20 protein-coding genes are annotated in these 24,519 nt (G+C 65.4%); 9 read left to right on the top strand and 11 right to left on the bottom strand.

Features of this window, described 5'->3' with window-relative positions; translation table 11 throughout:
* Positions 1 to 112: 112 nt before the first annotated feature.
* Positions 113 to 1,513 carry an asparagine--tRNA ligase gene (gene asnS, locus AB5Y80_RS17345; protein WP_039039869.1) on the bottom strand — a complete coding sequence of 467 codons (1,401 nt, stop codon included), beginning with the start codon at positions 1,511 to 1,513 and terminating at the stop codon, positions 113 to 115.
* Positions 1,514 to 1,711: 198 nt separating this feature from the next.
* Here asnS and AB5Y80_RS17350 point away from each other — a divergent pair, with 198 nt between their 5' ends.
* Positions 1,712 to 2,056 (top strand): hypothetical protein, encoded by a 345-nt coding sequence (locus AB5Y80_RS17350; RefSeq protein WP_042016383.1) that lies wholly within the window; start codon positions 1,712 to 1,714, stop codon positions 2,054 to 2,056.
* On the opposite strand, the gene AB5Y80_RS17355 is transcribed toward AB5Y80_RS17350, so the two are convergent.
* Positions 2,044 to 2,865, bottom strand: a complete 822-nt coding sequence (locus AB5Y80_RS17355) for a HAMP domain-containing protein (protein WP_042016350.1) — start codon at positions 2,863 to 2,865, stop codon at positions 2,044 to 2,046. The two genes, AB5Y80_RS17350 and AB5Y80_RS17355, sit on opposite strands and share 13 nt — an antisense overlap.
* A gap of 135 nt (positions 2,866 to 3,000) precedes the next feature.
* Positions 3,001 to 4,275 carry an adenosylmethionine--8-amino-7-oxononanoate transaminase gene (gene bioA, locus AB5Y80_RS17360; protein ID WP_201889828.1) on the bottom strand — a complete coding sequence of 425 codons (1,275 nt, stop codon included), beginning with the start codon at positions 4,273 to 4,275 and terminating at the stop codon, positions 3,001 to 3,003.
* 193 nt (positions 4,276 to 4,468) lie between these two features.
* Between bioA and bioB the strand changes: the two genes are divergently transcribed.
* The 5 genes from bioB to htpX all read left to right on the top strand — a co-directional run bounded on the left by bioB (position 4,469) and on the right by htpX (position 9,318).
* Positions 4,469 to 5,557, top strand: coding sequence for a biotin synthase BioB (gene bioB / locus AB5Y80_RS17365; protein ID WP_368173259.1), 1,089 nt, complete (start codon positions 4,469 to 4,471; stop codon positions 5,555 to 5,557).
* Positions 5,554 to 6,750 carry an 8-amino-7-oxononanoate synthase gene (bioF, locus tag AB5Y80_RS17370; protein ID WP_368173260.1) on the top strand — a complete coding sequence of 399 codons (1,197 nt, stop codon included), beginning with the start codon at positions 5,554 to 5,556 and terminating at the stop codon, positions 6,748 to 6,750. The genes bioB and bioF overlap by 4 nt, the downstream gene beginning before the upstream one ends.
* The gene (bioC, locus tag AB5Y80_RS17375) at positions 6,740 to 7,543 is read left to right on the top strand and encodes a malonyl-ACP O-methyltransferase BioC (protein WP_041212694.1); all 804 of its coding nucleotides are present in this window, start codon (positions 6,740 to 6,742) and stop codon (positions 7,541 to 7,543) included. The genes bioF and bioC overlap by 11 nt, the downstream gene beginning before the upstream one ends.
* A 108-nt stretch (positions 7,544 to 7,651) precedes the next feature.
* Entirely contained in the window at positions 7,652 to 8,332 is a 681-nt protein-coding gene (bioD, locus tag AB5Y80_RS17380) for a dethiobiotin synthase (protein ID WP_368173261.1), read from the top strand.
* Between the two features lie 113 nt (positions 8,333 to 8,445).
* Positions 8,446 to 9,318, top strand: a complete 873-nt coding sequence (gene htpX, locus AB5Y80_RS17385; RefSeq protein WP_010674070.1) for a protease HtpX — start codon at positions 8,446 to 8,448, stop codon at positions 9,316 to 9,318.
* An 80-nt stretch (positions 9,319 to 9,398) separates the two neighbouring features.
* Here the strand turns inward: htpX and AB5Y80_RS17390 are convergent, their stop codons facing one another.
* Positions 9,399 to 11,201 carry an MOSC N-terminal beta barrel domain-containing protein gene (locus AB5Y80_RS17390; RefSeq protein WP_368173262.1) on the bottom strand — a complete coding sequence of 601 codons (1,803 nt, stop codon included), beginning with the start codon at positions 11,199 to 11,201 and terminating at the stop codon, positions 9,399 to 9,401.
* A 350-nt stretch (positions 11,202 to 11,551) separates the two neighbouring features.
* Here AB5Y80_RS17390 and AB5Y80_RS17395 point away from each other — a divergent pair, with 350 nt between their 5' ends.
* Together AB5Y80_RS17395 and nifJ are read left to right on the top strand one after the other, a co-directional pair.
* Positions 11,552 to 13,213, top strand: coding sequence for an NAD(P)-binding protein (locus tag AB5Y80_RS17395; protein WP_368173263.1), 1,662 nt, complete (start codon positions 11,552 to 11,554; stop codon positions 13,211 to 13,213).
* Complete coding sequence (gene nifJ / locus AB5Y80_RS17400; protein ID WP_368173264.1) at positions 13,210 to 16,815, top strand: pyruvate:ferredoxin (flavodoxin) oxidoreductase; 3,606 nt, start codon at positions 13,210 to 13,212, stop codon at positions 16,813 to 16,815. Before AB5Y80_RS17395 ends, nifJ begins: the two co-directional genes overlap by 4 nt.
* 161 nt (positions 16,816 to 16,976) lie before the next feature.
* Here nifJ and AB5Y80_RS17405 read toward each other — a convergent pair whose 3' ends face one another.
* The 6 genes from AB5Y80_RS17405 to AB5Y80_RS17430 form a co-directional block, all read right to left on the bottom strand.
* Positions 16,977 to 17,192, bottom strand: a complete 216-nt coding sequence (locus AB5Y80_RS17405) for a YdcH family protein (RefSeq protein WP_005313020.1) — start codon at positions 17,190 to 17,192, stop codon at positions 16,977 to 16,979.
* Positions 17,193 to 17,467: 275 nt separating this feature from the next.
* A complete protein-coding gene (locus AB5Y80_RS17410) occupies positions 17,468 to 18,058 on the bottom strand; it encodes a hypothetical protein (RefSeq protein WP_319901259.1) in 591 nt (196 codons plus the stop codon).
* A gap of 11 nt (positions 18,059 to 18,069) precedes the next feature.
* Positions 18,070 to 19,416: an MATE family efflux transporter gene (locus AB5Y80_RS17415; RefSeq protein ID WP_010674075.1), complete on the bottom strand. Its 1,347-nt coding sequence runs from the start codon at positions 19,414 to 19,416 to the stop codon at positions 18,070 to 18,072.
* 122 nt (positions 19,417 to 19,538) lie between these two features.
* A complete protein-coding gene (locus AB5Y80_RS17420) occupies positions 19,539 to 21,362 on the bottom strand; it encodes a SulP family inorganic anion transporter (RefSeq protein WP_368173265.1) in 1,824 nt (607 codons plus the stop codon).
* Positions 21,363 to 21,432: 70 nt separating this feature from the next.
* Positions 21,433 to 22,017 carry a nucleotidyltransferase family protein gene (locus AB5Y80_RS17425; RefSeq protein WP_368173266.1) on the bottom strand — a complete coding sequence of 195 codons (585 nt, stop codon included), beginning with the start codon at positions 22,015 to 22,017 and terminating at the stop codon, positions 21,433 to 21,435.
* Positions 22,007 to 22,264, bottom strand: a complete 258-nt coding sequence (locus AB5Y80_RS17430; protein WP_368173267.1) for a GNAT family N-acetyltransferase — start codon at positions 22,262 to 22,264, stop codon at positions 22,007 to 22,009. The genes AB5Y80_RS17425 and AB5Y80_RS17430 overlap by 11 nt, the downstream gene beginning before the upstream one ends.
* Before the next feature lie 154 nt (positions 22,265 to 22,418).
* Here AB5Y80_RS17430 and cysM point away from each other — a divergent pair, with 154 nt between their 5' ends.
* A complete protein-coding gene (cysM, locus tag AB5Y80_RS17435) occupies positions 22,419 to 23,309 on the top strand; it encodes a cysteine synthase CysM (RefSeq protein ID WP_010674079.1) in 891 nt (296 codons plus the stop codon).
* Positions 23,310 to 23,323: 14 nt separating this feature from the next.
* Here cysM and AB5Y80_RS17440 read toward each other — a convergent pair whose 3' ends face one another.
* The gene (locus AB5Y80_RS17440) at positions 23,324 to 24,508 is read right to left on the bottom strand and encodes an iron-containing alcohol dehydrogenase (protein ID WP_323913356.1); all 1,185 of its coding nucleotides are present in this window, start codon (positions 24,506 to 24,508) and stop codon (positions 23,324 to 23,326) included.
* Positions 24,509 to 24,519 lie beyond the last annotated feature (11 nt).

The raw sequence follows: 24,519 nt of genomic DNA on the forward strand, positions 1-24,519 counted from the left end.
AGGGTTGGGAATGCAAAAGGCGGGAATAACGGGGGCGGGAAGAGCGAGGCAGGCATAAAAAAAGCCGACCCCGGGGGGTCGGCTTTTGCACGGCGCGAGTGGGCGGGTCGCCTTAGAACTCGGCAGTGCGGGGAGTACGGGGGAAGGGGATCACGTCGCGCACGTTGCCCATGCCGGTCACGTAGACCACCAGGCGCTCGAAGCCCAGACCGAAGCCGGAGTGGGGCACGGTGCCGTAGCGACGCAGATCGCGGTACCACCAGTAGTCTTCCTTGTTCAGACCCATCTCGGCCAGACGGGCATCCAGCACCTCGAGACGCTCTTCACGCTGGGAGCCGCCGATGATCTCGCCGATCCCCGGGGCCAGTACGTCCATGGCGGCAACGGTCTTGCCGTCATCGTTGAGGCGCATGTAGAAGGCCTTGATGTCCTTCGGGTAGTTCTTCACCACCACCGGGGACTTGAAGTGCTCCTCGGCCAGGTAGCGCTCGTGCTCGGAGGAGAGATCGATGCCCCAGGAGACCGGGAACTCGAAGCTCTTGCCGCAGTTTTGCAGCACGTCGATGGCGTCGGTGTAGTCAATCTGGGCGAAGTCGGAGGCGACGAAGCGCTCCAGACGGCCGATGGCGTCCTTGTCCACGTGCTGGGCGAAGAACTCCAGATCGTCGCGGCGCTCGGTCAGCACGGCGTTGAAGACGTACTTCAGCATGGCTTCGGCCAGGGCGGCGTTGTCTTCCAGATCGGCGAAGGCCACTTCCGGCTCCACCATCCAGAACTCGGCCAGGTGGCGGCTGGTGTTGGAGTTTTCGGCGCGGAAGGTCGGGCCGAAGGTGTAGACCTTGGACAGGGCGCAGGCGTAGGTTTCGACGTTCAGCTGGCCGGACACGGTCAGGAAGGTCTCCTTGCCGAAGAAGTCCTTGTCGTAGTCCACCTTGCCTTCGGGGGTGCGCGGCAGGTTTTCCATGTCCAGGGTGGAGACGCGGAACATCTCGCCGGCCCCTTCGGTGTCGGAGGCGGTGATGAGGGGCGCCGCGATCCAGAGGTAGCCCTGTTCGTGGAAGAAGCGGTGAATGGCCTGGGAGAGGCAGTTGCGCACCCGGGTCACGGCACCGACGATGTTGGTGCGGGCACGCAGGTGGCCCTGCTCGCGCAGGTACTCGATGCTGTGGCGCTTGGCAGACATGGGGTAGGTGTCCGGATCTTCGACCCAGCCCACTACCTTGACCTCGGTGGCCTGCAGTTCGAACGCCTGGCCGCTGCCCTGGGACTCGACAACGGTGCCGGTCACTTCGACGGAGCAAGCTGTGGTCAGACGTTGCACTTCATTCTCGTAATTGGCCAGGGTATTGGGGGCGACGGCCTGCACCGGATGGAAGCAGGAGCCATCGGAAACGGCCAAAAATGAGATCCCCGCCTTGGAATCGCGGCGGGTCCGGATCCACCCTTTCACAGTCAGGGTGGTGCCGACCGAATACTTACCGGCCAGCACATCAACTACGGATGCGTGCGTCATCGAAATATTGTCTCCAGCTTGTTCTTGCAGCGCTATTTGCAACACTAGGGGTCTGGCCCGGGCGCAGTTGGCCCACCATGGCAGACTAAGCCGTTCATCTTACCCGCGCAGGTTTGATAAACAAGCAAAAATGTCGGACCCTTGCGGGGATTTCCCCATGCATCGTGCATGGATCATGGCGGCTGGACGGGGGTGAGGGTGAAGGAGCGCAGGCGGGGGCCGGATGGCTGGATACGGGTGTTGCAGGGGCTGGTGATCCTCTGCTGGGGCGGCTTTGTCGCCCTGCTCTCCCTCTATCACTTCGCCCGGCCAGAGGTGGCTTACGGCTTTCTGGTCTATGGGGGCGTCAAGGTGCGCCAGAGCTGGGACCCCCTGCTCACCCCCTGGCTGGAGCGCGGGCTCTGGGGTTGCTGCCTGCTGACCCTGGTGGTGCTGGTGCTGGCCCGTGGCCGCAGCCGTCGGCAGGAAGATGCCCGCCACGTCAATCTCTTCATCCTGCTGCTGATCCTGGTGGCCTGCCTGCTGCTTTACTACCGGGGCTGAGGGCCGTCGCCGTCATCCAGCCCCTGAGAGGTGGGGCGCTTGCCTATCTGGCGCTCCACGCTGTCGAGCATCTGGTTGTAGGCGAGCGCCACCCGGCCAATCTCGTCCCCTTCATCCCCCTCCAGCCTGTGGCCGAAGTCGTTGCGATCGGTGGCCTCCTCCATGGAGCGGGTCAGCTGGTTGAGGGGGCGGACTATCCAGGTGCGGATGACCCAGAGGGTGAGCAGGAGTCCCAGCCCGAAGATGAGGGTGAGACTCAGGGCCGAGGTGAGGATGTTCTGCTCCACCCGGGTAAACAGGGTGTCGAGGGAGTAGTCAAAACGCACCGCTCCCAGCACGGTGTTTTCCGGCACCTGGTGGCAGCTGGTGCAGTCGGTACCGCGAAAATCCTTTCTGGCCAGCAGCGGGCGGGTCACCACCAGCCGGCTGTGCATGCCGTCATGTTCTACCTCCAGGCTCCCCTTGCCCGCCAGCGCCAGGGCATCAAACCTGTCCTTCGGGGCCTCGACGTCACGGCCCGGCCCGTACTGCTTGTTGACCGCCGCCCCGCGCACGATGCGGGCATCTTCCACGTGGGCGTGATCGAGAAACTTGGCGCGCAGGGTGTCGCGGGCGTCCATCTTGCCAGTCAGCATCAGCATGTTGAGGCCGTCGAAGTAGGCCTCGGTCTGCTCGCGGCTCTGTTCCTTGATGAGGGTCAGGATGAGGTCACGCTCGCGCACCGCCTGATAGGCCGCAGAAAACACCAACACCATGGAGAAGATGAAGAGCAGGAAGAAGTTGATCTTGGCAGCAATGGAGAGGCGCATGGGACTGGTACATCTGTTGGGTAAAACCCGCGCAGTCTACTCTCCTCGCCGGACGGGTTTTGGTGTCTTGCTCACATTCTGATGAAAAAGCGCCAAAAGGCCCTGCGTTCTCATGCAGGGCCCGTTCAGCCGGACTCAATATTCGCCGCTGGTGATGGCCTCGTGGATGGCGCCGGTCAATACCCGCAGCTCCTCGGGGGTGATGACGAAGGGGGGCATCAGGTAGATGAGCTTGCCAAAGGGACGGATCCAGGCGCCCAGCTCCACGAACTTGCGCTGGATGCGCGCCACGTCCACCCGCTCCTTCATCTCCACCACCCCGATGGCGCCGAGCACCCGCACATCCGCCACCGCCGGGTGCAGGGTCAGCTCCACCAGTTCGGTTTTGAGTTGGTGTTCGATGGCTTGCACTCGCGCCTGCCACGGGGAGGCGAGCAGCAACTCGATGGAGGCGTTGGCTACCGCGCAGGCAAGCGGGTTGCCCATGAAGGTGGGGCCGTGCATGAAGACGCCTGCCTTGCCGTCACACACGGTGCGAGCCACATGCTCGGTAGTGAGCGTGGCCGACAGCGTCAGGTAGCCGCCGGTAAGCGCCTTGCCCAGGCACATGATGTCGGGGCTGATCCCTGCCCAGTCGCAGGCAAAGAGCTGGCCTGTGCGGCCAAAGCCGGTGGCTATCTCGTCGGCAATCAGCAGCAGGCCAAACTCGTCGCACAGGGCGCGCACCCACTGCAGGTAGCGGGGGTGATAGAAGCGCATGCCGCCCGCCCCCTGGACGATGGGTTCGAGCACGATGGCGGCAATTTCCTCGTGATGATCCGCCACCAGGGTGGCCAGCTCCACCACGCTCTGCTCGTCCCACTGGGCGTGGAAGCGGCAGCTTGGCGCTTCGACGAAATGGTGTTCGGGCAGGAAGCCCTGGTAGAGCTCGTGCATGCCGCCATCCGGGTCGCACACGCTCATGGCGCCGAAGGTGTCGCCGTGATAGCCGCCCCGAAGGGCAACGAATTTGGCGCGGGGCGTCCCTTTGGCATGCCAGTACTGCTGGGCCATCTTGAGGGCCACCTCCACCGCCACCGAGCCGGAATCCGCCAGAAAGACCCGATCCAGCCCCTTCGGGGTGATCTCCACCAGTTTGCGGCAGAGCTCGACTGCCGGGGCATGGGTCAGGCCGCCAAACATCACGTGGGACATCTTGCCGAGCTGGGCGGTGGCGGCCGCGTCGAGCTCAGGCACCTGGTAGCCGTGCACGCAGGCCCACCAGGAGCTCATGCCATCCACCAGCTCGCGCCCGTCCGTCAGGGTGAGGGTCACCCCCTTGGCGCTGGCCACTTCGTAGCAGGGCAGGGGATGGGTGAGGGAGGTATAGGGATGCCAGACGTGGTGCAGGTCGAATTCTTGATTGGTCATTTTGTGTTCTGTTGTCAATTGATTTGATCTGGTTGGTGTTGACAGTCTACGCGCGCTCTCTACACTAGCCAACAATTTCAGCCACTTGGCTTCGCGCACGCCCTGGCGTCGCGCTGTCCAGCTGGCGGGTCTTGCGGCGAACGCTCTCTTGAGCGCGGCGCAGGATCCCACCAATAACAACCGGAAGCCATGTATGAATGCTCTCACCGCGGGTGCCCACACCCTTCGTCACGACTGGACCCTGTCCGAGGTCCAAGATCTCTTTGCCCTGCCATTCAACGATCTGCTGTTCCAGGCCCAGACGGTGCACCGCGCCCATTTCGACCCGAACGAGGTGCAGGTAAGCACCCTGCTCTCCATCAAGACCGGGGCCTGCCCGGAAGATTGCAAATATTGTCCCCAGAGCGCTCGCTACCACACCGGGCTCGAGACCGAGCGGCTGATGGAGGTGGAAAAAGTGCTGGAGCGGGCCCGGGAGGCCAAGGCCAACGGCTCGTCACGCTTCTGCATGGGGGCGGCCTGGCGCAACCCCAAAGAAAAGGACATGCCCTACATCATCCGGATGATTGAAGAGGTGCGCGGGCTCGGCATGGAGACCTGCATGACGCTGGGGATGCTGACCGCCGATCAGGCGGCGCGTCTCGGGGCCGCGGGGCTCGATTACTACAACCACAACCTCGACACCTCGCCGGAGTTCTACGGCGACATCATCACCACCCGCACCTATCAGGACAGGCTCGACACCCTGGAGCATGTGCGCGGCGCCGGCATGAAGGTCTGCTCCGGCGGCATCGTCGGCATGGGGGAGCAGGCGAAAGACCGTGCGGGCCTCCTGATGGCGCTCGCCAATCTGCCGCGCCACCCGGAGAGCGTGCCCATCAACATGCTGGTCAAGGTGAAGGGGACGCCCCTGGAGAACCAGGAGAACCTGGACCCGTTCGAATTTATCCGCACCATCGCCGTGGCGCGCATCATGATGCCGGCCTCCCACGTGCGCCTCTCCGCCGGGCGGGAGAAGATGAACGAGCAGATGCAGGCCATGTGCTTTATGGCCGGGGCCAACTCCATCTTCTACGGCTGCAAGCTGCTGACCACCCCCAATCCGGACGAGAACAGCGACATGCAGCTCTTCAAGCGCCTTGGCATTCGCCCCGCCCAGCGGGCCCAGAAGCCGGATCAGGTTCAAGAGGAGGAGCTGCTGGCCGAGGTGAGTCGCCAGAGCGAGCCGAGCGAACTCTTCTACGACGCCACTCGTCCCCGCGCAGAAGCCGTCCGTACATGATGACCCCCGTTGTCACCGGCCCCTTTGCACTGGGGCAGGCCCTGGCCGAGCGTGAACAGGCCACCCTGCTGCGCCGCCGCACCCCGGTGGAGGCCGCGAGCGGCGGGCGGATCCGGGTCGGGGGGCGGGACTACCTCAACGTCTCTGGCAACGACTACCTGGGCCTTGCGGGTCACCCCGCCATCAAGGCCGCCTTCGCGGCGGGGGTGGCGCAATATGGCGCGGGCGCCGGCGCCTCGCCCCTGGTGACCGGCTACAGCCGCGCCCACCAGCAACTGGAGGAGACGCTGGCCGACTGGCTCGGGGTGGAGGCGGTGCTGCTGTTCAACTGCGGCTTCTCCGCCAATCAGGCGGTGCTCAAGGCCCTGCTCGGCAAGGATCACCTGCTGTGGCAGGACAGGCTCAACCACGCCTCCCTGCAGGAGATGGGGAGCCAGCTCCCCTGCAAGATGAAGCGCTTTTGCCACAACGACATGGCGGCCCTTGAGCGGCTGCTTGAGCCAAACCGGGGCCTGATCGTCTCGGAAGGGGTCTTCAGCATGGACGGGGATCAGGCCCCCTGGGCTGAGCTGGCCACACTCGCATCCCGAAGCGGCAACTGGCTGATGATTGACGATGCCCACGGCCTCGGCGTGCTGGGTGCCGAGGGGCGCGGCACCCTGGCGGCCCAGCGGGTTGCTCCTGCCAGCGTGCACATCCAGATGGGGACCTTCGGCAAGGCGCTCGGGGTGGCCGGCGCCTTTGTGGGTGGCAGTCGCGAGCTGGTGGAGTACCTGGTCAATTTTGCCCGCCACTATGTCTACAGCACCCATATGCCCCCCGCCCAGGCGTGCGCCGTGCGCCAGAGCATCGAGCTGGTACGTGTAGCCGACGAGGCCCGTGCCCACCTGGCTCGCCTTGTCGCCCGGTTCCGGCAGGGGGCGCAGGCGCTCGGCTGGCGGCTTGGGGCAAGCGATACCCCCATCCAGCCGCTGCTGGTGGGGGAGAGCGTCGCTGCCCTGCAACTGGCCGAGCGGCTGCGGGAATGCGGTGTCTGGGCCGGCGCCATCCGCCCACCCACGGTGCCGGTCGGCACGGCGCGCCTTCGCATCACCCTGTGCGCCGCCCATGGCGAAGATGACGTGGATCGCCTGCTCGAGGCCCTGGGGCCCCGCCCATCCACTGACGAGAGAGGGGGCACCCATGGTGCATGAGCGTTTCCAGTCGGTGGACAAGGCGCAGCTCGCCCGCCGCTTCGGGGCGGCGGCCCGCCACTACGACGCCCACGCCCGCTTCCAGCAGGAGGTGGGGCAGTCGCTGCTGGCGCGCATGGACGAGGGGGGCGTGAAAGAGGTGCGCTCAGGGGCCGGGCTGGATCTGGGCTGCGGCACCGGTTTCTTCCTGCCCGCCCTGGCGCCGCGCTGCGAGACGCTGACCGGGCTGGATCTCGCTCCCGGCATGCTGGCCCAGGCGGCCCTTCGCGGCAGCGGAGCCCGCCTGGTGTGCGGCGATGCGGAGGGGCTGCCCTTTGCCGACCAGAGCCTGGACTGGGTTTTCTCCAGCCTGGCCCTGCAGTGGTGCGAGCGGCCGGCCCAGGCCTTTGCCGAGCTCAACCGGGTGCTCAAACCCGGTGGACAGGTCTTCTTCTCGACCCTGCTTTCGGGGTCACTGTGGCAACTGCGGGAGGCCTGGCGGGCCGTGGATGGTCGTGACCATGTCAATCGCTTCCTGACGTTGCCCCAGTTGCAGCAGGCGGCCCGTGACGGGGGCTTCGAGGCCCCGGCACTCTGCCCGCTGACCTGGTCCCTCGCCTACCCGGCGCTCAGCGGACTGCTGCGCGACCTCAAGGGGATAGGCGCGAGCCAGGTCAACGACGAGCGGTCTGCGGGCCTGGGTCATCGCCAGCGCCTGGTGCGACTGGGGGAGGCCTACGAGCGCCACCGTCAACCGGACGGCCTGCTGGCCGCCAGCTACGAGGTCTGCCTCGGGCGCCTGGTGCGGCGCTGACACAAAAAGACCCGGCGCACCCACCCCTTCAGCGGCAGGACGCGCGCCTGCCTTTCACCATGGATATCGGGGCGCCTCTGCGCCCCTGCACTGCATCGAGGAATCATCATGGGGACATCCTATTTCATCACGGGCACGGACACCGACGTGGGCAAAACCCTAGTGGCCCGCACCCTGTTGCTGGCGCTTGCCGCCAGAGGCATTCGCTGCGCCGGGTACAAACCGGTGTCGGCGGGCTGCACCCGCACCCCGGAGGGGCTTCGCAATCTGGATGCCTTGCTGTTGCAGCGGGCGGCCACGGTTGCGCTGCCCTACGAGCAGGTCAATCCCTATGCCTTCGAGCCGCCCATCGCCCCCCATATCGCCGCCCGTGAGCGGGGGGTGAGCATCCCCTTCGAGGGGCTGTCCGCCGGCTTGCGGGAGATTGAGGGAGCTGGGGCCGAACTCGTCATTGTCGAAGGGGCGGGGGGCTGGTTCCTGCCGCTGGATCATCAGCGTCTGCTCTCGGAGTGGGTCGCCCAGGAGCGGCTGCCGGTGATCCTGGTGGTGGGGGCTAGGCTGGGCTGCCTCAACCATGCCCTGCTCACCGTCAGCGCCATTCGCCAGCAGGGGTTGACCCTGGCGGGCTGGGTCATCAACCGGGTGGATCCGCACATGAGCCGCTACGAGGAGAACCTGGACACCTTGAAAGCCATGTTGCCGGCCCCATTTCTGGGGGAGCTCCCCTTCGTGGACGCGGTGAATGAGGTGGATTTGCACCACTGTCTCGATGTGTCGCCCTTGCTCTGAGGCCAGACATTCAGCAAACATTCATCGAGTCTGTCTATTATCTGGGGCAAGTGTGGCATCGGTCGCCCCTGGGGCGCCCCGAACCATGCATCCATATCTCACAAGGAGTCAATATGAAGCGAATTATGCTATTCCTGGTGACCAACCTGGCCGTCATGCTGGTGCTGGGGGTGGTACTCAATATCCTGTTCTCGGTTCTGGGGATCAACAAGTCCAGCATTTCCGGTCTGTTGGTGTTCTGCGCCGTGTTCGGTTTTGGGGGTTCCTTTATCTCCTTGCTGATGTCCAAGTGGATGGCCAAGCGCAGCTATGGCGTCCAGGTCATCGAGCAGCCCCGCAACGAGACCGAGCACTGGCTGGTGAGCACTGTTGCCCGTCAGGCCCGTGAGGCTGGCATCAAGATGCCGGAAGTGGGGATCTACGACTCCCCCGAGATGAACGCCTTTGCCACCGGCGCCCGCCGTGACGACTCCCTCGTCGCCGTCTCCTCCGGTCTGCTCTACAGCATGAGCCGCGACGAGGCGGAAGCCGTGCTGGCCCACGAGGTGAGCCACGTGGCCAACGGCGACATGGTGACCCTGACCCTGATCCAGGGGGTGGTGAACACCTTCGTGATGTTCTTCGCCCGCATCGTGGCCGGCGTCATCAGCAACTTCTTCAGCTCCAACAACGAGGAAGAGAGCAGCAGCACCGGCGGTTTCGCCTACATGATCACCGTGTTCGTGCTGGAGATGGTGTTCGGCGTGCTCGCCTCCATCATCGTCATGTGGTTCAGCCGTCAGCGCGAGTTCCGTGCCGACGCCGGTGCCGCCAAGCTGGCCGGCCGCGACAAGATGATCGCCGCGCTCCAGCGTCTCGCCCGCGGTGCCGAGCCGCAGATGGAGGGTTCCATGATGGCGTTCGGCATCAACGGCAAGCGCTCCATGAGCGAGCTGTTCATGAGCCACCCGCCCATCGAGCAGCGCATCGCCGCCCTGCGTGGCTGATAGCCAGTCATCTAAAGAAAACGGCTGCCCTCGGGCAGCCGTTTTGCATTCCGGGGACGGGGTTTTGCCCCCCGATCACCCTATTTGATCACCAGATCCGTCAGGGGCACGGCGCAGCAGGCGAGGATCTTGCCCTCGGCCCGCTCGGCGGCGCTGATGGCGGGGGCATCGGGGTGATCCACCTCGCCCGAGACCAGGGTCTGCTTGCAACTGCCGCAGATGCCGGCACGGCAGCTCCAGGGCAGCTCTACCCCCTGCTTGTTGGCCTGATCCAGCACGGTGCCCTGGTTGTTGCCCGCAAACTCCCGCTCGCCGATACGCAGTTGCACCGCCTGATGGGGGCGGGCCACCGAGAGCAGGGCCCCGCCAAAGCTCTCCTGGCGGATGCGCCCGGCCGGTACGCCGAGGGCGGTCAGCCGGTTGGCTGCATCGGCCATAAAGCCGTGAGGGCCGCAGATGAACACCTCCCGCTCCTGCAAACCCCGGATCCGGCCCAGATGATCGTCATTCAGACGGCCGCTGAGCCCCTGCCAGTGTTTGTCAGGCTGGCTCAGGATCAGGGTGAGGGTCATTCCCTGCTGCACCATGGCGTGCAGCTCGCTGGCGGCAGGAATGTCTGCCTCGCTGCGACACAGGTGCATGAAGTGGACGTCACCGAGCTCCCCCCGTAGTGCCAGAGTGCGGGCAATGGAGAGCATGGGGGTGACACCGGATCCCGCCGAGAGCAGCAGCAGCCTGCGCTCGGACCCTAAGTGAAACTCGCCGGCCGGGGGGGCGGCCAGCAACCGGTCGCCCACTTGCAGCTCATGGTGCAGCCAGGGCGAGAGGCGGCCATCGGCCAGCTTCTTGACGCTGATGCTGTAACGCTCGGGCCGCTCCGGCGTGGAGCTCAGGGTGTAGCGGCGTTGAACCCGTGTGTTTTTGATATCGAGGCTGATGGGCAGGTGCTGTCCAGGCAGGTAGTCGGGCAGGGGCTCGCCGTCGGCGGCCTCGAACCAGAAGGTTTCCAGATCCCGGGCCAGGGGTTCCCGGGCGACGCACACCAGCTCCCGCTTTTTCGGGGCCGCGTTGGGGTAGACCGGCGCCCGGGCCCGCTCCAGCACCTCGATCTCGCTGCCCGCTTCAATCCACCCCTCGTTCAGGGCCACCAGATTCTGGCCGAAATAGACCTCACCATCTTCGCCACGGCGGTAGCGGGTGAGGGTGGCCAGCGGCTCTTTCAGGGCATTGAAGCGCTCCGTGCCTGCCTCCACCGTGGTCATGATGCAGCGGCTGCACGGCTTGTCCACCCGAAACTCCACCTCGCCGATGCGGATCCGCTTCCAGCCATCCTCTTCGAAGGGGCGGGTGCCGCTCGCCACCAGGTTGGTACGAAACTGGCTCATCTGGTGCAAGGCATCGGATCTCAGGTTGAGATCCTCAAGGGAAGCCTGGCTGATGAGCAGCAAGGGGTAGCCGTCCGCAAAGCTCACCCGGGTGCCGGTCTTCTCCCGAAAACGATCGGATGCCTCCCCGAGCCAGAGCAGGCGCACCGGCTCCCTCGCCACCCGGCTCAGCCACTCATCGGCGTCGGGCCCGGTGTGCAGGGCGGTAAAGCGATCCTCCCAGACACCGGTGTGCTGAGGGGCGCGACTGAACGCCGCCTCCATGAGAGCAAGGGGGGGCAGACCTGGATAGCGCAGTTGCAGCCCCCCCTGGACGGGGGTGGCCACCACCTGCTGCAACTGGGGATGGGTGCGGGCGGTGATAAAGGTGCCATCCGGTTTGACCACCATGTAGCGGCGATCCCCGGCAAGTCCCTCCTGGGTCACCTGGGCGCGCTCCAGCGGCATGCCTGCCGTCGATTTGATGGGGTAGAGATGTATGCTGGCGAGGGTCGGCATGTCCTGGTCCTTGTGCTGTGGCGATTCCTGTGAAGAGGGGAAGATAACGATTCCTGTCCCGGGCGGCAATCTTCTCCTGCTGCCCACGTCGAGGGCGGCGAGGGGGCTCGGGCAACAGGCCCGAATGGCTGCGGGGTGTGACGGGGATCCGGTTGTGAAGGGGGCGACCCATAAAGCGCAACATTTATTGATCCTGATCCACCATGTCGTACAAAAAACGGCCCATCATCGAGCCAGCTTCCAGTTTCTGACGCTTTCGCTTCTTCCCTCTCCGGCCACCGTCTGCCCAGGCAACACGGTATCAAGCGCATTCGGATGGGGCCTGTCACACAAAAAGAAGAAAGCAATGTATGAGCAAACAACTGGATATGACCCCACAGCCGGATCTCTCCCAGAAAACGGGAACAGGCCCGGTCCGTACCCGGCTGCCCGTCTGGCGGCCGGCCCTGCCACCTTGCAACCACGCCTGCCCGGCTGGCGAGAACATCCAGGCCTGGCTTGCCCTGGCCGAAGCGGGCCGCTTTGAGGCGGCCTGGCAACGACTGATCGAAGAAAATCCCCTGCCTGCAGTCCACGGGCGGGTCTGTTATCACCCCTGCGAAACGGCCTGCAACCGTGCCCAGGTGGATGATGCCGTCTCCATCCACGCCATCGAGCGCTTCCTCGGCGACGAGGCGCTGGCCCGTGGCTGGCAGCCTGCGCCGCCTGCCCCCGCCAGCGGCAAGAAGGTGCTGGTCATTGGCGCCGGTCCCTCCGGCCTCTCCTGCGCCTGGCACCTCAACCGGCTCGGCCATCAGGTGGAGATCCGCGAAGCGGGCCCGCTCGCCGGCGGCATGCTGCGCTTCGGTATTCCCGCTTACCGTCTGCCTCGTGATGTGCTGGATCGGGAGGTGGCCCGCATCGTCGCTGCCGGGGTGACGCTGACTCTCAACCACAAGGTGGAAGACGTGCTCAAGGCGCGCGACGAGGGTGGCTTTGACGCCGTCTTCATGGCCATCGGCGCCCATCTGGCCAAGCGGGTCGACATTCCGGCCCGGGAGGCGGGCAAGATCCTCGATGCGGTCAGTTTCCTCGAGCAGGCGAGCCTGGCGGAGGAGCAGGGTTTGCCGCCCCCCAAGCTGGGACGACGAGTAGCCATCTACGGCGGCGGCAACACCGCCATGGACGCGGCCCGTACCGCTCGTCGCCTCGGGGTCGAGGAGGCGATGATCATCTACCGCCGCGACCGGGACCATATGCCAGCCCACGCCTTTGAAGCCGATGAGGCCGAGGAGGAGGGGATCAAGATCAACTGGCTGCGCACCATCCGCCAGCTCGACAACACCAACATCGAGGTGGAGGTGATGGCGCTGGATGCCGAGGGCAAACCGGTGCCCACCGGCCAGTTTGAAACCCTCGAAGCGGACTCCCTCATTCTGGCGCTCGGTCAGGAGGTCGACCTCTCGGTGCTGGAGAGCATTCCCGGCGTGGGGGTCAACAAGGAGGGAGTGGTGCAGGTGGCTGGCAACCTGATGACGGATGTGCCGGGTCTGTTTGCGGGCGGCGACATGGTGCCCTCCGAGCGCACCGTCACCATCGCCACCGGCCACGGCAAGAAGGCGGCACGCCATATGGATGCCTGGCTGCGCGGTCGCCATTACCACAAGCCGCTCTCCCATTTGCAGGCAGGGAAGCCGCTGGTAGGGCCCGAGCAGTTGCAACTCTGGTTCCAGACCCATGCGCCGGCCAGCAGCCAGCCGGTCAAACCGCCCTCGGCGCGGGACGACTTTGGCGAGATCATCGGCGGACTGGATGAGGTGGCTGCCCGTTACGAGGCGGCGCGCTGCTACTCCTGCGGCAACTGCTTCGAGTGCGACGGCTGCTATGGCAGCTGCCCCGAGCAGGCCATCGCCAAGCTGGGGCCGGGTCTGGGGTATCGGGTGGATGCCGAGCGCTGCACCGGCTGCGGTGCCTGCCACGACCAGTGTCCCTGCCACGCCATCGAGTTGCGCCAACCACAGGAGTCCCAATGAAACATGAACTGATCATGGTTGACGGCAACGAAGCCGCGGCCCGGGTGGCGTACCAGCTGAGCGAAGTGTGTGCCATCTATCCCATCACCCCGAGCTCGACCATGGCCGAACTGGCCGACGCCTGGGCGGCACAGGGGCAGACCAACCTGTGGGGCAACATCCCTACCGTGGTGGAGATGCAGAGTGAAGGGGGGGCGGCCGGCACGGTACACGGCGCCCTGCAGGCGGGGGCGCTCGCCACCACCTTCACTGCCAGTCAGGGGCTGATGCTGATGCTGCCCAACATGTACAAGATCGCAGGCGAACTGACCTCGGCGGTGTTCCATGTGGCGGCCCGATCCTTGGCGGCGCAGGGGCTGTCGATTTTTGGCGACCATCAGGATGTGATGGCGGCGCGCAGCACCGGCTTTGCCATGCTCGCCTCCGGCTCGGTGCAGGAGGCGCAGGACCTGGCCTTGGTCGCCCACAGCGTCACCCTGCAGTGCCGGGTGCCCTTTATCCACTTCTTCGATGGCTTTCGCACCTCCCACGAGGTGAACAAGATCACTGCGCTGCACAAAGATGAAATCCGGGCGCTGATCGACAATGACTGGGTGCGCGCCCACCGTGCCCGGGCCCTCAACCCGGATCATCCGGTGATGCGCGGCACTGCCCAGAACCCGGATACCTATTTCCAGTCCCGCGAGAGCGTCAACCCCTTCTACGAGGCGGTGCCGGCGCGGGTGCAGCAGTGCATGGACAACCTCGGCGAGCTGACCGGTCGTCACTACCGGCTGGTGGAGTACCACGGCGCGTCCGATGCCACCGACGTCATCGTGCTGATGGGCTCGGGGGCGGCCACCGCCCGCACCACCGTGGATTGGCTCAACCGGCAGGATCGCAAAACCGGGGTACTGGTCATTCGCCTCTATCGCCCCTTCCCGGTACAGGCACTGCTCGATGCGCTGCCCGAGAGCGTGCGCCGCATGGCGGTGCTGGATCGCACCAAGGAGCCGGGGGCGGGCGGTGAGCCGCTGCTGCTGGATGTGCAGAGCGCGCTGATCGACGGCTTGCAGCGCGGCCTTATCAAGCGGCTGCCCTGGCTCAGTGGCGGTCGCTATGGCCTCTCTTCCAAAGAGTTCACCCCCGCCATGTGCGCGGCGGTATTCGAGGAGCTGGCATCCGATGCGCCGCGCCCGCGCTTTACGGTGGGGATTGTCGATGATGTGTCGGGCCTCAGTCTGGCCTGGCACCCCATCGGCGATCTGGAGCCCGCCAGCCGGGTACGGGCGCTCTTCTTCGGCCTCGGTGCCGACGGCACAGTCGGCGCCAACAAGAACAGCATCAAGATCATCGGCGAGCTGGAGGGGTTCCACGCTCAGGGCTACTTCGTCTACGACTCCAAGAAGTCGGGCTCGCGCACCGTCTCCCACCTGCGCTTTGGCCCCGAGCCCATCGATGCCCCCTGGCTTATCGAGCAGGCGAGCTTTATCGGCTGCCACCAGTGGGGCTTTGCCGAATCGGTCGATCTGCTGGAGCACGCCGCAGAAGGGGCGACCCTGCTGCTCAATGCTCCCTATGAGCCTGACCGGGTCTGGGCCGAGCTGCCCGAGCGGCTGCGCGCCCGCATTCGCTCCCTCAATATCCAGCTCTATTGCATCGACGGCGATCGGGTGGCCGAGCGCAACGGCATGGGCAATCGCATCAACACCATCATGCAGACCTGCTTCTTCGCGCTGGCCGGTATCTTGCCGCGGGACGAAGCGATTGCGCTGATCAAGGAGAGCATCGAGAAGAGCTATGCCCGCAAGGGGCCCGAAGTGGTCGAGCGCAACTTCGCGGCGGTGGACGACACCCTGGCCCATCTGCATCAGGTGGCCATCCCGGCCGGTGAAGAGCAGATCAGCGACTATCCGCTGCCACTGGCTCCGGGTGGCAGCGAGTTTGTGCAGCGGGTTACTGGCGAGATGCTGGCGGGGCGCGGCGATCTGATCCCCGTCTCCATGCTGCCGGTGGATGGCACTTACCCCACTGCCACCAGCCGCTTCGAGAAGCGGGATATCGCCCGCGAGATCCCCATCTGGCACTCCGATATCTGCATCCAGTGCGGCAACTGCGTCTTTGTCTGCCCCCATGGGGCGCTGCGGGCCAAGTTCTACCATCAGGACTGGCTGGCGAGCGCCCCCGAGGCGGCGCAGTCGGTGCCCGTTACCGCCAGGGGCTTCCCCGACAGCCGCTACACCTTGCAGCTCTATCCGGAGGATTGCACCGGCTGTGGCCAGTGCGTGCAGGCCTGTCCGGTGCGGGCCGGAGCGGATGCCCGCCATCAAGGCGAGAGTGCAGAAGGAGAAAGCCATGAAGGCGAGCGCGCCATCGCCATGATGGACAAGGCGCCGCATCTGGCTGGCCAGAAACAGGCGCTGCGCTGGTTCGAGAGCCTGCCCTGGCCTGCCCGCGAGCGGGTGGATTTCTCCACGGTGCGCGGTGCGCAGTTCCTCGAGCCCCTGTTCGAGTTCTCCGGTGCCTGCGCCGGCTGTGGCGAGACCCCGTACCTCAAGTTGCTGACCCAGCTGTTTGGGGATCGCATGTTGGTGGCCAACGCCACCGGCTGCTCCTCCATCTATGGCGGCAACCTGCCGACCACCCCCTGGGCCAAGAACGGCGAAGGGAAGGGGCCGGCCTGGTCGAACTCATTGTTCGAGGACAACGCCGAGTTTGGCTTTGGCTTCCGTCTCACCGCCGATCAGCATCACGGTCAGGCGGTGGCGGCCCTCGAAGCAATGAAGGGGGAGCTGGGCCCAGAGCTAGTCGAGTCGCTGATCAGCGCCCCGCAGCGGCTGGAGTCGGAGATCCGTGCCCAGCGCACCCGGGTGGCGCAAGTGCGCGAGCGGTTGGAGGAGGTAAAATCCGGCAAGGCCCGCGAGCTGCTCTCCTTGATTGATCAGCTGGTGCGGCGCTCGGTCTGGATAGTGGGCGGCGATGGCTGGGCCTATGACATCGGCTCGGCGGGGCTCGACCATGTGCTCGCCTCCGGCCGCGATGTGAACGTGCTGGTGATGGATACCGAGGTCTACTCCAACACCGGCGGTCAGATGTCGAAATCGACGCCGCTCGGCGCCGTCGCCAAGTTCGCGGCGGGGGGCAAGACCCTGGCGAAGAAGGATGTGGCGTTGCAGGCCATCTCCTACGGCAACGTCTATGTTGCCCGCATCGCCTTTGGTGCCAACCCGCAGCAGGCGCTACAAGCGTTGCGTGAGGCCGAAGCCTATCCGGGCCCGTCCCTTATCATCGCCTACAGCCACTGCATCGCCCACGGCATCGACATGGCGCAGGGATTGGCCCAACAGAAGCGTGCGGTCGATTCGGGCCACTGGCCGCTGATGCGCTACAACCCGGTACTGCGCAGCGCCGGGCAGAACCCCTTCAGCCTCGACAGCCTGCGCCCCTCCATCCCCCTTGCGGAATATCGGCAGCAGGAGACCCGTTATCGGGTGCTGGCCCAGAGCCATCCACAGGAGGCACTGCGGCTGATGCAGGTGGCGCAACAAGTGGCGTGGCAGAAGTGGGCCACCTACGAGGAGATGGCCACCCGCGAGGCCAGCCATTTCCATCCGCCGGTGTGATCATGGGGTGAAACAGGTAAGACAAAGCGGGCCATTGGCCCGCTTCGTTTTCCGGTGCCAAGGGAAGTGGCCGTTGCCGCGCCTTGGGGTGGTCAACAAAAAGCCCGGCGTCGGGCCGGGCTGGCAGGATAAGTTGCTTATCCAGGTATTCGTCGAGGCGTCTAGTGTGGATGTTGTTTGAGGATGTCGTATATCTCCTCTTTCAGTTTAAGTTTCTGTTTTTTCAGATCCTTCACCTCGGAGCTGTAGTCGCTGGCGTGGTGTTTCTCCAGCTTTCTGATCTCCGCATCCAGGTCGTTGTGCAAGTCAAACTTCTTCTGGAAATGGACATCACTGCTCTTCAGTTTCGAGATGAGATCTCTGTACTCCGGAAACATGTAATGAAGCCTCCTTGTTGTCGTTTGATTGTGCCTGCAAGACCAAAGTACCCCTTACTGCCGGGGAGAAACGTGATCCCGATCCAATTCGGGGCCACGGATTTGCTGCATGGGAAGGGCGATTTTTAACTGCTTGAATTACAAGATGATTGCCTGCTGACCCAGGGGCAGCAGAGGAAAGAAGCGGGATCCGCTTCACATTCGGGAGGGGGGGCTGCAACGGGGCGGGCAACAGAAAGGGGCGCGAGGCCCCTGACTGGAAACGGGTGAGCCGTTTACTCTTTTTTCTTTTTCTTCTCGGGCAGGGGCTTGCCGTCTCTGGCAATCACCTTGCCTGCCTCGAAACCGATCTGCGCCGCCAGCTCTTCCAGATCCGGCGCCTTGGCTTCGTTGCCGATGGCGTACTGGTAGTTGGCGATGGAGATCTTCTCCGCCACCGGTGTGCCCGGGACGATGGGTTCGCGCCAGCCCTGACCGATGTGGGCCACCAGGGTGCCGTTCATGATGAGCTCGCCGACGATCTCCTGGGTGGGGATGCCCTTGCCATAGGTGAGGCCCTGCGGGTGCTTCTTGCCGACCAGAGGCTCTTGGCTTGCGGGGATCAGCTTGGTGCGGATCAGCCACTTGGGCGATTTGGTCTTGCCCACCGCCTTGCCGGTCTGGTACTCGTTGATCTTGATGGTCTTGATCATCTGGGCCGTGAACTCCTTGGTCAGGGCCTTCTGGGCTTCGCTGGTCTCGTCGATGACGATGGGGGCCACATACCAGGTCTGGGGAGCCTGCGCCTTGGGGGTCGCCGGGGCGGTTTGCGCCATGGCGAGCGGGCTGAGCAGGATGGCCGTCAACAAGAGTCCGATTTTCTTCATGGTGATTCCGCTTATGTTTCGACAAGAATTTTGTTTTGCCAGCGACGACTGCGCCAGCGCCAGAACATGGCCAGACCGCGCACCCACTCGTCGCAGGCGAGGGCCAGCCAGATGCCTACCAGGCCATAGCCCTGCATGATACCAAGGAAATAGGCCAGGGGAACGGCAATGCCCCACATGGAGACGAGCGCCATGTAGAGCGGGAAACGGGCATCCCCGGTGGCGCGCAGGGCGTTGATCACCACCAGATTGAAGGTGCGACCGGGTTCGAGGATGAGGCTGATGAGGAAGAGCTGCGCCACCTGGGTGATGATGTCGGCGTCGTCGGTGAACAGGCTGATGATGGCGCGGCCGTTGAGGGCGGCGGCGATGGCGATGGCGGCGGTGACGATGAGGCCGAGTTTCAGGCTCTTCATCAGTTGGCGATAGGCCTGATCGAAGCGTCGGGCCCCCGCCAGGTGGCCGATGATGATCTCGTTGCCAAGGCCGATGGAGAGGCCGAACAGCAGGATGAACAGGCAGATCTGGAAGAAGTAGGACTGGGTCGCCAGCGCCTTGTCGCCGAGCAGGCCGACGAAGGCGGTCACCACCATGAACTGCAGCATCCAGGAGAGGTTCTCCCCCGCCGCCGGCAGACCGATGTGCAGCACCTTGTCCAGCATGGCGCGGCTTGGGCGGACGATCTCGGGCAGACGCAGCCGGATGCCGGTCTTGCGCGCCACCAGCCACACCAGCAGCACCACCCCGACGATGCGTCCCGCCACCGTGCTGATGGCGACCCCGGCGACCCCGAGCTGGGGCAGGCCGAACCAGCCGTAGAGCAGCAGCAGGTTGCCGACGAAGGTGATGAGGTTGACGATGAGGGTCACGTACATGGCCTGGCGGGTGTGGCCGTGGGCACGCAGGGTGGCGGCCAGGCAGAGGGCCGCCGCCTCCGGCAGCAGGCAAAGCCCGATGATCTGCAGGTAGAGGCTGCCGTCGCTCATCAGGTGGGCAGGCAGGTTCATCAGCGCCAGCATGGTGCCGGCCCCCGCCATGACGCCGACCGCGGCCACCAGTCCCACCAGCAGGTTGAAACCGATGGCGGTGTGGATGACGACGCGGGCTTTTTCCTTGTCTCCCGCCCCCAGATACTGGGTGATCACCACGCTGGTGCCGATGCTGACGAAGCTGAACAGGGTGATGGCGAGATCGAAGACCTGGTTGCCCACCGCGAGGGCCGCCACCCCCTGATAGGAGACGTGGCCCACCATGAAGGTGTTGAGGGCCCCGGTCAGAAAGTGGAGGGCCAGATCGATGAACAGTGGCCAGGTCAGGGCGAAGAGGGAGCCCGGGCCCGCGTGGGATTGAGTCTGCATGGGATATCCAGGTGCTGGCGATGGCCCTCGTCAGGGCCAACTGGAGGGGCATTTAACACCAAGCGGGGGCGGGGTGCAATCCTGGTCGCAGGAGGAGGGGACCTGCGACCAGGGGATGTGTCTCAGACCGGCGTGGCGCCGGCCTCCTGCTCGCTGGGGCGGGTGAGGCGCGCCGAGTCGGGCAGGTCGTCATCGTGCGGCCAGCGGGTGAGCAGGGCATCCGTGGTGCTCTCCACCCCCTCGTCGTCCCGGAACACCGGCTCCCGGTAGCAGCGGGTCATGCGCAGGGCCTGGTACATGTCGGGGCAGAGGATGATGCCATCCTCGCCGACCCGGATACCCGCCTGTTTGAACCACTGGCTCATCTGGCCGTGCCGACCGGCCATCACCATGTGGATGCCGCGCCGCTTGAGCTCCTTGTGCAGCTCTCCCACCATGCTCATCACGCTGATGTCCTGATGGGTGAAGCAGGCCACCGCATCCACCACCAGGCACCTGGGATTGTGGGGATCCTGCACCAGCAGTGCCAGCACCCGCCGCTTGAAGTAGGGGGCGTTGAAGTAGGTGAGCGGGGAGTTGAAGCGGTAGACCAGGATGCCGGGAATCGCCTTGGCCTGCTCGTTGTCCCCCAGGGTACGCACCACGCCCTCGTCGTCCATGCCGAGCAGTTGGTCGGTGGGGCGCATCACGTTGCGCAGGAACTGGAACAGCCCCAGCAGGACCGCGAGGGTGATGCCCGGAATGACCCCCATGGTGAGCACGCTGACAAAGGTCACCAGGGCGAGCCAGAAGGCGGCGCGGTCCGAGTCGCGCAGGGCCCAGAGGCCGCGAAAATCCGTGAGCGACAGGGAGGCCATCACCAGCACCACGCCGAGGGCGGCGGTGGGAATGTACTGCAGCGGCGCCGTCAGGTAGAAGGTGACCAGGGCGATGACGGCGGCGGCGATGATGGAGACCAGCTGGCTCTTGCCGCCGTTGGCGTCGTTGACCGCGGTGCGCGAATCCGCCCCGCTGATGGCAAACCCCTGGGAGGCGGCGGCGGCCAGGTTCGCCATGCCCAGCGCCCTAAACTCCTTGTCCGCATCAATCTCGTAGCCGTTCTTGGCGGCGAAGCTGCGGGCGGTGAGCATCATGGAGACGAAGCTCACCATGGCGAGGTTGAGGGCGGGCAGCACCAGCTCACGGATAAGCCCGGGGGGAAAGTCCGGCATCTGGAAGGCGGGCAGCCCCGAGCCGATGGTCCCCAGGGTGGCGATGTCGACGCGGCCGAGATTGAACAGCCACACCAGAGCCGCCGTCACCACCATGGCTACCATGGAGGAGGGCCAGGCCGGTCTGTAGCGCTTGGCCAGCAGCAGGGTGAGCAGGGCCGTCAGGCTCATGGCCAGGGTGGGCAGATGGGTCTGGGTAATGTAGCTGGTGCCGTTCAGGAGCCGCTCTATCAGGTAGCGCTCGCTGAAGGTGAAGCCGAAGATCTTGGAGAGCTGGCCCACCATGATGGTGATGGCCACCCCGTTGAGCAGCCCCATCAGGATGGGGCGGGAGAGAAAGTCTGCCAGCACCCCCAGCTTGAAGCGGCTGGCGATGAGGCACCAGAAGCCGGTCATGGCGGTCATGGTCATCACCAGTTGCCAGTGACGGGTGGGATCCCCGGCGGCGAGCGGCGTTACCACGGCGGCGATCACCGCGCAGGTGGCGGCATCCGGACCGACGATGAGCTGACGGGAGGTGCCAAAGAGGGCATACACCACCATGGGCAGGATGCAGGAGTAGAGGCCGACGATGGCGCCCACCCCGGCGAGCTCCGAATAGGCGATGGCCACGGGCAGGGCCACGGCAGCGACCGAGAGGCCAGCGCGAAGATCCGGCATCAGCCAGGCCCGCTGGTATTGCAGCAAGGCGGCGAGCCCCGGCAGCCAGCGCTCGAGAGAGAAGAAGTCGCGCATTATTTAACCCATTGAGTTACAAACATCTTTTTCTTAGTGTGCCCAAGGTTGTCGATCCTTTGCAATCCGCTCATGGCCAGTTCACCACAAGGTCAGGCCAGATGCGTTGCCACTCCTTGGCCCTGACCCGTTCGCTAAAGATACGGCTCTCCTGGCGACAGCGCGGATTGGGGCTCACCACCAGGGACCAGTTGGGGGCAAAGCCGTAGGGGGCCAGCCACTCGAACCCGTCATCTGCCAGCAGGCGGACCCCGATGCAGGTGGGTATCTCCACCCAGTGGCTGAGGGCCGAGAGCGAGCTGGCAAAAGGAGGCACCTGCTGGCGCAGATGCATGCGGGCCTGGTTGCGCACCTCCCACTGCTGGCCCGGCATCCTGGCGGCGAGCCAGGCTTCGTGATCGGCCTCCTTCAATCCAGTCGGATCAGCGCTGTCCAGATAGATAAGATCGATGTCGTTGAGCGGGGTGGGCTCGGCCTTGTGATGGAGGTGATCCCAGATGAGGTTGCGCACAAACCCCGCCCCCAGGGCCCAGTCGGGCAGGGCCAGCTCCCGCGCAGCCCGGAGGCAATCCACGCGCAGATGATCAGCCCGCAGCAGGGCCTCGGTGCAGGCCCGCAGGTGCGCCTCCCGCAGCGGCCCTGCGTCAACCTGCATTGCGGCGCAACCAGACGTCGATGTAGCTGCAGCTCGGCACTATGGTAAGCCCCTCAGAGAGGGTCCAGTCGTAGAAGCGGCGGGCCAGCTTGTCGGCAATCCCCTGTCCGCGCATCTCGGGGGGAACCTGGGTGCTGTAGGCGTCCACCGTGGTGGCGTCCAGCCGGCGATAGGCAAGGCGGGAGAGCTTGCCGTCCACGGTGCAGACAAACTGCTGCTGATCGGCCTGGTGAAGGATGTCGCTCATCGGGAGTCCTCTCTGGGTGAATGGGAAGATCAGAACATGGCGGACAGGGTTTGCCAACGCCATTCTTTGCGCCCATGGCGGGCTCGCTTACACTGGCCGGCCTGCGAATGGTCGCAAGGCAAGGTATAGAACATTGAGAGAGGATGGATCCGTCATGGCCTTCGCCACCCTGGACGATCTGATAGGCAACACCCCGCTGCTGGCGCTGCGCCGCATCAATCCGCACCCCGGCGTCACCCTGCTGGTGAAGCTGGAGGGCAACAACCCCGCCGGCTCCGTCAAGGACAGGGCGGCGCTGAACCTCATCAGGCAGGCAGAGGCGAGTGGTCACTTAGCGCCAGGAGCCCGGCTCATCGAGGCCACCTCCGGCAATACCGGCATCGCGCTGGCCATGGTGGCGGCGTCCCGGGGTTACCGGATGCGACTCATCATGCCGAGCAACATGAGCCAGGAGCGGCGCGACGCCATGCAGGCCTACGGCGCCGAGCTGGTGCTGGTGGAAGAGGGCATGGAAGCGGCGCGAGACCTCGCCCTGGCCATGCAGGCGCGGGGGGAGGGGCTGGTGCTCGATCAGTTCAACAACCCCGCCAACCCGGATGCCCACTACCGCTCCACCGGCCCCGAGATCTGGCGCCAGAGCGGCGGGGCGGTCACTCACTTCGTCTCTGCCATGGGCACCACGGGCACCATCATGGGGGTCTCCCGCTACCTCAAGGAGCAGAACCCGGCGGTGGCGGTGATCGGCCTGCAACCGGCCGAGGGGAGCCAGATCCCCGGCATTCGCCGCTGGCCCGAGGCCTACCGGCCCGCCATCTTCGAGCCTGCGCGGGTCGATGGGGTGCTGGATGTGACACTGGAAGAGTCCCTCGTCATGATGCGCCGCCTGGCGCGGGAGGAGGGGATCTGCTGCGGTGTCAGCTCGGGTGGCGCGGTGGCCGGGGCCTTGCGGGTGGCGGCGGAGATCGGGCAGGGGGTGGTGGTGGCGATCATCTGCGATCGGGGGGATCGCTATCTCTCCACCGGGGTCTTCACCCCCGATGTCTGACGGGCAAGGGGCCGCTACTCCCAGGCCCGCTCCAGCAGGGCCAGCAACTGTTCCCTGTCCGCATCCTTGCGGTTGTAGAGCAGGGCGCCGTCGTTGATGGCGAGATCCCGGATCCCGGGCAGCAGCGCCTTGTCGGTGAGGCCCGCCTCCCGCAGGGTGCGGGGCAGCTTGACCGTCTGCCACAGGGTATCGCGCAGTGCCTGCAACGCCTCGATGGTGGCCTGGGGTCTCCCCTCGGCCGGGGTCGCGGCAAAGCGCTCCGGCCCCACCAGGGGCAGCAGCAGGCGGGCCAGCTCGGGGTCGATGCCGGGCCGGTTGTAGTCGAGCACGGTGGGCAGGAAGAGGTTCATACAGAGGCCATGGGGCAGGTGGCAGCGCGCCCCCAGACTGTGGCCGAGGGCGTGCACCAGCCCCACCATGGAGTTGGAAAACGCCATGCCCGCCAAGGTGGAGCCCTCTGCCAGTTGCAGCCGCAGGCCCTTGTCCGTCGGGTGGGCCAGCACCCTGGGCAGGGCGGTGGCAATCTTCTCCACCGCCATCAGGGCCAGGGCGTCACTGACCGGGTTCTTGCCGTTGCCGATGAAGGCCTCGATGGCGTGGGTCATGGCATCCATGGCGGTGGCGGCGGTGATGGGCAGCGGCAGCCCCAGGGTGAGGCGGGGATCCAGCACCGCCAGCCGGGGCAGCAGGAAGGGGGAGGTGAAGGGCACCTTGCGCCCGCTCCCTTCGTCCTTGATCACCGCCACCAGGGTCACTTCGGAGCCGGTCCCCGCCGTGGTGGGGACCACCGCCAGGGGGTTGAGGGGACGGGTCAGGCAATCCGCTCCGGCATAGTCGAGCAGCCGCTCGCCCCCCAGAGTCGCCAGTATGTTCACCGCCTTGGCGGTGTCGATGACGGAGCCGCCGCCAAGGGCCAGCAGGCTGTCACAGCCCAGCTCCCGGTAGTGGCGGGCGATCCGCTCCACCACGGCGGTGGAGGAGTCTGCCGGGATCTCGTCCCAGATGGCGGCGACCGGCAAGGCCCCTTCGGCCATCACATCGGCCAGCAGGGTGGCGAGCCCGCTGCCGCTGACCCCCTTGTCGGTGAGAAGCAAGGGGCGGCCAGCTCCCAATCCCCTCAAGGCATCCGGCAACTGTTCCAGTGCCTGCTCCCCCGCCATCAGCTTGACCGGGCAGAAAAAATCGTAATAACGGCTCATCCCGTTCTCCT

It is taken from the genome of Aeromonas sp. R2-1 (assembly GCF_040908425.1).
GTDB lineage: Bacteria > Pseudomonadota > Gammaproteobacteria > Enterobacterales > Aeromonadaceae > Aeromonas > Aeromonas caviae.